General features: G+C 64.6%; 5 protein-coding genes and 1 pseudogene. 1 reads left to right on the top strand and 5 read right to left on the bottom strand.

The genetic code is table 11. The features are described 5' to 3' along the window. The 5 genes and pseudogenes from G3N97_RS34910 to G3N97_RS34890 form a co-directional block, all read right to left on the bottom strand. Positions 1 to 241: pseudogene (locus G3N97_RS34910) on the bottom strand (hypothetical protein); the annotation flags it as partial. 36 nt (positions 242 to 277) lie between these two features. Next, the gene (gene ubiE, locus G3N97_RS34905) at positions 278 to 1,009 is read right to left on the bottom strand and encodes a bifunctional demethylmenaquinone methyltransferase/2-methoxy-6-polyprenyl-1,4-benzoquinol methylase UbiE (RefSeq protein WP_065059370.1); all 732 of its coding nucleotides are present in this window, start codon (positions 1,007 to 1,009) and stop codon (positions 278 to 280) included. Between the two features lie 98 nt (positions 1,010 to 1,107). Further along, positions 1,108 to 1,521 carry a DUF971 domain-containing protein gene (locus G3N97_RS34900; protein WP_065059371.1) on the bottom strand — a complete coding sequence of 138 codons (414 nt, stop codon included), beginning with the start codon at positions 1,519 to 1,521 and terminating at the stop codon, positions 1,108 to 1,110. Positions 1,522 to 1,573: 52 nt separating this feature from the next. Next, positions 1,574 to 2,005, bottom strand: a complete 432-nt coding sequence (locus G3N97_RS34895) for an HIT family protein (protein ID WP_205997402.1) — start codon at positions 2,003 to 2,005, stop codon at positions 1,574 to 1,576. 41 nt (positions 2,006 to 2,046) lie between these two features. Next, the gene (locus G3N97_RS34890) at positions 2,047 to 6,093 is read right to left on the bottom strand and encodes an FAD/FMN-binding oxidoreductase (RefSeq protein WP_205997401.1); all 4,047 of its coding nucleotides are present in this window, start codon (positions 6,091 to 6,093) and stop codon (positions 2,047 to 2,049) included. A gap of 628 nt (positions 6,094 to 6,721) precedes the next feature. On the opposite strand from G3N97_RS34890, the gene G3N97_RS34885 reads away from it, so the two are divergent. Further along, positions 6,722 to 6,905: pyridoxal-phosphate dependent enzyme (locus G3N97_RS34885; RefSeq protein WP_205997400.1), on the top strand; the 184-nt coding region annotated here is incomplete at its 3' end.

The following is a 6,905-nucleotide window of genomic DNA, read 5'->3' as shown; positions in this document are numbered from 1 at the left end:
GCGCGCCGGCCTGCTGGGCGGGATTCGTGGGGCTGGGCTGCGCGGGCGGCGGCGTGGTGCTGCGCTGCGACGCGACCGAGGACTGCTTGCCGAAGCTGCGGCCGCCACCCATGCGACGAGCTTCGGCGTCGAACGATGCGAAGCTGCCCGCCACCAGCGCGCCGATCACCGCCAGGGTGCCAATCCGCCTCGCCCAAGACATTGAAAGCTTACTGGAAGCATTGTTGCGGGTCTCAGGCATGGCGGTATTTCCTTTAAAGACAGATAGTTAGGAACACTAGTACTTTGTCCCGACGTGTAAGGCTACCACGCCAGCTGACAAATTGTAATATTTGACGGCATCGAGGCCGATTTGTTCCATCATCGTCTTCAGGGTTTCCTGGTCCGGATGCATGCGGATCGACTCCGCCAGGTACTGGTAACTGTCCGCGTCCTGGGCGAAACGCTTGCCGAGCCACGGCAGCACCTTGAAGGAGTACACGTCGTACGCCTTCTTGAGCGGCTCCCAGACCTTCGAGAATTCGAGCACCATCACGCGGCCGCCCGGCTTGATCACCCGGCGCATTTCCGCGAGCGCGGCGTCCTTGTGCGTCATGTTGCGCAGCCCGAAAGCCACGGTCACCAGGTCGAAGTAGTTGTCCGGAAAAGGAATTTTCTCGGCGTCGCAGAGCAGCGCGGGCGTGATCACGCCTTTGTCGATCAGGCGGTCGCGGCCCACGCGCAGCATCGACTCGTTGATGTCGGTATGCCAGACCTCGCCCGTCGGACCGGCCTTCTTCGCGAACGCCATCGACAGATCGCCGGTCCCGCCCGCGATGTCGAGCACCTTCGCGCCCGGACGGATATTGGCCTGGGCGATCGTGAACGCCTTCCACGCGCGGTGCAGCCCGCCCGACATCAGGTCGTTCATCAGGTCGTAGTTCGAGGCGACCGAGTGGAACACGCCGGCCACCTTCTTCGCCTTGTCCTGTTCGTCGACTGTCTGATAGCCGAAGTGGGTTTTGCTCATCGCGCTCGTCCTTTCGCGGTCTTGTCCGGCTCGCAGCCGGACCTTTTGAATGAAATTCGCCGCGTCGTGGCGCGGCGGCTGGATCGTAACAGGAAGCGTCAGTGGCAGTGGCCGTGCGCGGCAGCGGGCGGCGCCATCGGCGCGTCGCGCTCGACGCCCGCGGCCTTGAGCTTCGCGAAATAGTCGGCCCAGAGCGTGTCCTGCTGCGTGGCCAGTTCGTAGAGCTGGTCCCACGAATAGATGCCGGTGTTGTGGCCGTCGGAGAAGGTGGGCTGCAGCGCGTAGTTGCCGACGCCTTCGAGCGCCGTGATGGTCACTTCGCGCTTGCCGGTCTGCAGCGTTTCCTGGCCGGGCCCGTGGCCGCGCACTTCCGCCGAGGGCGAATAGACGCGCATCAGCTCGAACGGGATGCGATAGCTCTGGCCGTTCGCATACTGCAGTTCGAGCACGCGCGACAGCGCATGCACCACGACGCCGGTCGGCACCGGCGTATCGGATTTGAGTCCGCTCATGTTCTTTCCTGTTCGCCCGTCAAGTCCGGCAAGGCTGCCCCGCCGGTCCGGCTCACGCCAGCGCCTGTTCCATTTCCTGCCGCACCGCCTCGCGCAGCAGCGTGGCCTGGGCGCGGCGCTGACCGAGCATCGCTTCCGACACCGTGCGCTGACGCGGCGCCCACACGGGCAGCGGGAAATGCGCGTCGTTGCTGAAGCGCGGGATCACGTGCCAGTGCACGTGCGGCACCTGGTTGCCGAGACTCGCGAGATTCACCTTCGACGGTTGCATGACGCGGCGCTGCGCCCGCTCGACCGCATACACCGCGCGCATCAGATGTTCCCGGTCGGCGTGCTCGAGATCCGAGAACTCGGCGACGTGCGTATTCCAGATCACCCGGCAAAAGCCCGGATAGTCGATTTCGGCGGTCGCGAGCACGACGCGCAGACGCTCGTCCTCCCACAGCACCTCGCCGCCTTCCTCATTACAGAATACGCATGCCATCGTCGTCCTCGAACCGTATTACGGAAAAATTAGCCGTGCCATTAAACCAGCACGCGCTCGATTCCGCCATTGTTCGCCTTCTGCACGTAGTCCGCCATCCAGTTCTCGCCCAGCACATGACGGGCGATCTCCACCACGATGTAATCGGCTTCGATATTGGCGTCCTCGTTGTAGCGCGACAAACCCTGCAGGCACGACGGGCAGCTCGTCAGAATCTTGACGTCCTGCGCCGTGCCCTGCCCGCCCGCTTCCTGCGGCGTGGCCGGCTGCACGCCGTTCGCGCCGTTGCCGACGATCGGAATGTCGCGCAGCTTCGCCGCGCCCTTGCGGATTTCCTCTTCCTTGCGGAAGCGCACCTGTGTCGAAATGTCCGGACGCGTGACCGCGAGCGTGCCCGATTCGCCGCAGCAACGATCGTTCTTCTCGATCTTGTAGCCGTCCTTTTCCGAACCCATGAGTTCGTTGACGAGCTTGACCGGGTCGATCGTCTTGATCGGCGTGTGGCACGGGTCGTGATACATGTAGCGCGTGCCGCTCACGCCATCGAGCTTGATGTTCTTCTCGAGCAGGAACTCGTGAATGTCGATGATGCGGCAACCCGGGAAGATCTTGTCGAATTCATAACCGGCGAGCTGGTCGTAACACGTGCCGCACGACACCACGACGGTCTTGATGTCGAGGTAGTTGAGCGTGTTCGCGACGCGGTGGAACAGCACGCGGTTGTCGGTGACGATCTGCTCGGCCTTGTCGAACTGGCCCGAGCCGCGCTGCGGATAGCCGCAGCACAGATAGCCCGGCGGCAGCACGGTCTGCACGCCCGCTTCCCACAACATCGCCTGGGTGGCAAGACCGACCTGCGAGAACAGACGCTCCGAGCCGCAGCCCGGGAAGTAGAACACCGCTTCCGAATCGACGCTCGTCGCCTTCGGATTGCGGATGATCGGCACGATCTTGTTGTCTTCGATGTCGAGCAGCGCGCGCGCCGTCTTCTTCGGCAGGTTGCCCGGCATCTTCTTGTTGACGAAGTGGATCACCTGCTCGACCACCGGCGACTTGCCCGTGGATGCGGGCGGATGCGCCGCCTGCTTCTTGACGAACTTCTTCAGCACGTCGTTGCCGAGGCGCTGCGCCTTGTAGCCCACGCCCATCATCGCGGTACGCGCGAGGTTGATGGTCTGCGGATTGGTGGCGTTGAGGAAGAACATGCCCGCCGCGTTGCCCGCGTTGAACTTCTTCTTGCCCATCTTGCGCAGCAGATTGCGCATGTTCATCGTCACGTCGCCGAAGTCGATCTTCACCGGGCACGGCGTCACGCACTTGTGGCAGACCGTGCAGTGGTCGGCCACGTCGTTGAACTCGTCCCAGTGCTTGATCGACACGCCGCGGCGCGTCTGCTCTTCGTACAGGAACGCCTCGACCAGCAGCGAGGTCGCGAGAATCTTGTTGCGCGGGCTGTACAGCAGGTTCGCGCGCGGCACGTGCGTGGCGCACACCGGCTTGCACTTGCCGCAGCGCAGGCAGTCCTTGACCGACTCGGCGATCGCGCCGATGTCGGATTGCTGCATGATCAGCGACTCGTAGCCCATCAGGCCGAACGACGGCGTGTAGGCGTTGCGCAGGTCGGCGCCTTCGAGCAGCTTGCCCGCGTTGAAGCGGCCATGCGGATCGACGCGCTGCTTGTAGGCGCGGAAGTCGGCGATCTCGTCCTCGGTGAGGAATTCGAGCTTGGTGATGCCGATGCCGTGCTCACCCGAGATCACGCCGTCGAGCGAACGCGCGAGCTTCATGATGCGCGCGACCGCGACGTGCGCGTCCTGCAGCATCTCGTAGTTGTCCGAGTTCACCGGCAGGTTGGTGTGCACGTTGCCGTCGCCGGCGTGCATGTGCAGCGCCACGAACACGCGGCCGCGCAGCACCTTCTTGTGGATCGCCTGGGCTTCGTCGAGGATCGGCTTGAATTCGCCGCCGTTGAAGATCTTGCGCAGTTCGGCGCGGATCTCCTGCTTCCACGAGATGCGCACCGTGCGGTCCTGCGTCACATGGAAAACGTTGACGTCGGGCTGCGTGTCGCAGCGGTCGGCGAACTTCTCCGCCAGCGCTTCGTAGCCCAGTTGCACGAGATAGTGCTGCGCCTCGCGCAGCGGCATGTCGAGCTTGTCGCCGACGAAGGTCCAGCGCTCGCGCACGCGCTTGAGCAGATCGAGCGCCTGCTGCACGCGGTCTTCGAGCAGCTCCGCGCTGGGGATTTCGTTGGCGTCGTCGCTCTTGCCGAGCGGCAGCTTGCCGCCCTTGAAGAACGCTTCGAGCGCGTCGACCAGTTGCAGCTTGTTCTTGATCGACAGTTCGATGTTGATGCGCTCGATGCCGTCCGTGTACTCGCCCATGCGGTTGAGCGGAATCACGACGTCTTCGTTGATCTTGAACGCGTTGGTGTGCTTGGCGATCGCGGCCGTGCGGCTGCGGTCGAGCCAGAAGCGCTTGCGGGCCTCGGCGGAGACGGCCACGAAGCCTTCGCCGCTCTTGCCGTTGGCCATACGGATCACTTCCGAGGTGGCGGCGGCCACGGCATCGGCGTCGTCGCCGACGATGTCGCCGATCAGCACCATCTTCGGAAACGCGTTGCGCTTGCTCTTGGTCGCGTAGCCCACGGCGCGCAGATAGCGCTCGTCCAGATGCTCCAGACCTGCGAGAATCGCGCCGCCCTGCTTCGACGTTTCGAACAGGTAATCCTTGATTTCGACGATGCTCGGGATCGCCTCGCGCGCCTGGCCGAAGAACTCCAGACAGACCGTGCGCGTGTGTGCGGGCATCTTGTGCAGCACCCAGCGCGCCGACGTGATGAGACCGTCGCAGCCTTCCTTCTGGATGCCCGGCAGGCCCGCGAGGAATTTATCGGTCACGTCCTTGCCGAGACCTTCCTTGCGGAACACGCGGCCCGCGATGTCGAGCGATTCCGTGCGCAGCAGCTTTTCGCCCGGCGCGTACTCGCCGTCGAACCACTTCAGTTCGAAGCGCGCGACTTCGATGTCGTGGATCTTGCCCATGTTGTGGTCGAGGCGCGTGACTTCGAGCCAGTTGCCTTCGGGGTCGACCATGCGCCACCAGGCGAGGTTGTCGAGCGCCGTGCCCCACAGCACGGCCTTCTTGCCGCCCGCGTTCATGGCGACGTTGCCGCCGATGCACGACGCGTCGAGCGAGGTCGGATCGACCGCGAACACGAAGCCCGCCGCGTCCGCCGCTTCGGTCACGCGGCGCGTGACCACGCCCGCGCCCGAGAAAATCGTCGCGACCTTGCGGTTCACGCCCGGCAGATCGGTCATTTCGACCGGCCCGAGCTGTTCGAGCTTTTCGGTGTTGATGACGGCCGAGAACGGCGTGAGCGGCACCGCGCCGCCCGTGTAGCCCGTGCCGCCTCCGCGCGGGATCACCGTGAGACCCAGTTCGAAGCAGGCCTTGATGAGGCCCGCGATCTCGGCTTCGGTGTCCGGCGTGAGGACCACGAACGGATATTCCACGCGCCAGTCGGTCGCGTCGGTCACGTGCGAGACGCGCGCAATGCCGTCGAAACGGATGTTGTCCTTCTGCGTGCGCTTGCCGAGCACCTTGGTGGCGCGGCGGCGCAGATCGGCCATCTTGTCGAATTCGGCGGCGAATTCCTCGATCGCACGGCGAGCCGCGCCGATCAGCGTTTCCACGCGCGCGGCGCGCACGACGCCGTCCTGGTCGCTGTGCTCGACGAGGTCGGCGCGGCGGCGCTTCTCGATTTCGGCGATGCGGTGATTCAGCGCATCGATCAGCATCGCGCGACGCTTCGGATTGTCGAGCAGGTCGTCCTGCAGATACGGATTGCGGCGCACGACCCAGATGTCGCCGAGCACTTCATACAGCATGCGCGCCGAGCGGCCCGTGCGGCGTTCGCCGCGCAGTTCGGCGAGCGCGTTCCACGCCTCTTCGCCCAGCAGGCGGATGACGATTTCGCGGTCCGAAAAGGACGTGTAGTTGTACGGAATCTCGCGCAGGCGCGGTTCGATGTCGGCGGCCACGGCTGCGGCGGCGCCGTGAGGATCGAAAACTTGAGGTGCGTTCATGGTTGGACGACTCTTTGAGCCAGATCCGCGCGCGGCTTACGGAGCCGATCGGACGGATGCTGACGGGGCGCGTGGGGCGCTATTCTGAAATCGTGTCCGCCGGGGGCACGCTCGTGGCGCGGATGGCTGGGCGGACGAAGGGGTGGGGAAGCATGGCGGCAGCGCTCACGCCGATGGTTCCCCGGCGCTCGGACTTAGCGACACGATCGTGCGTGGCGGGCGTGCCGCTGCGCCGCGGGGCGGGTTTCGCGCCGTGCGGGCATCAAATGGGCTGTCCGAGGTTGCCAGTGCATCTTCCGATCCTTGTTTCAAAAAGCGATTTTAACGCATGATCCGCGCGTGCGCTGACCCTCGGTGGGAAGCCCGCTGACACGTAAGGTTGAATTTCACCCGCCGGCGGGCACGCCTGCGCATTGCCCTGTGACAGGGCGTCGCGGCGCGGATTAACCGTCCGGATAGTCGGGGAACGGGCGCCGATCAACCTTACCGCTTCTTCGTCACTTCTTTGTCGCTTCTTCTCCACGCCTGCGTCGCCTGTTCGCCGCCCTGCCCGGCCCGCCAGCGCTGGAGCCGTTGGCGCTATCATCTACGTTTTCCCGTCCCGACCCGCGCCCCGCGCGCTCCCCGCATGGCTTCCCACGACGATTACCTGAAGAAAGTCCTCACCGCGCGCGTGTACGACGTCGCCCGCGAAACCGAGCTCGAACCCGCGCCGAATCTCTCGGCACGCATCGGCAACACGGTGCTGCTCAAGCGTGAGGACAACCAGCCGGTCTTCTCGTTCAAGCTGCGCGGCGCGTACAACAAGATGG

The organism is Paraburkholderia sp. Ac-20347 (assembly GCF_017104805.1).
Classification (GTDB): domain Bacteria; phylum Pseudomonadota; class Gammaproteobacteria; order Burkholderiales; family Burkholderiaceae; genus Paraburkholderia; species Paraburkholderia tropica.
Note: the sequence above shows the minus strand (reverse complement) of the source record. Positions and strands in the feature narration are given on the sequence as shown.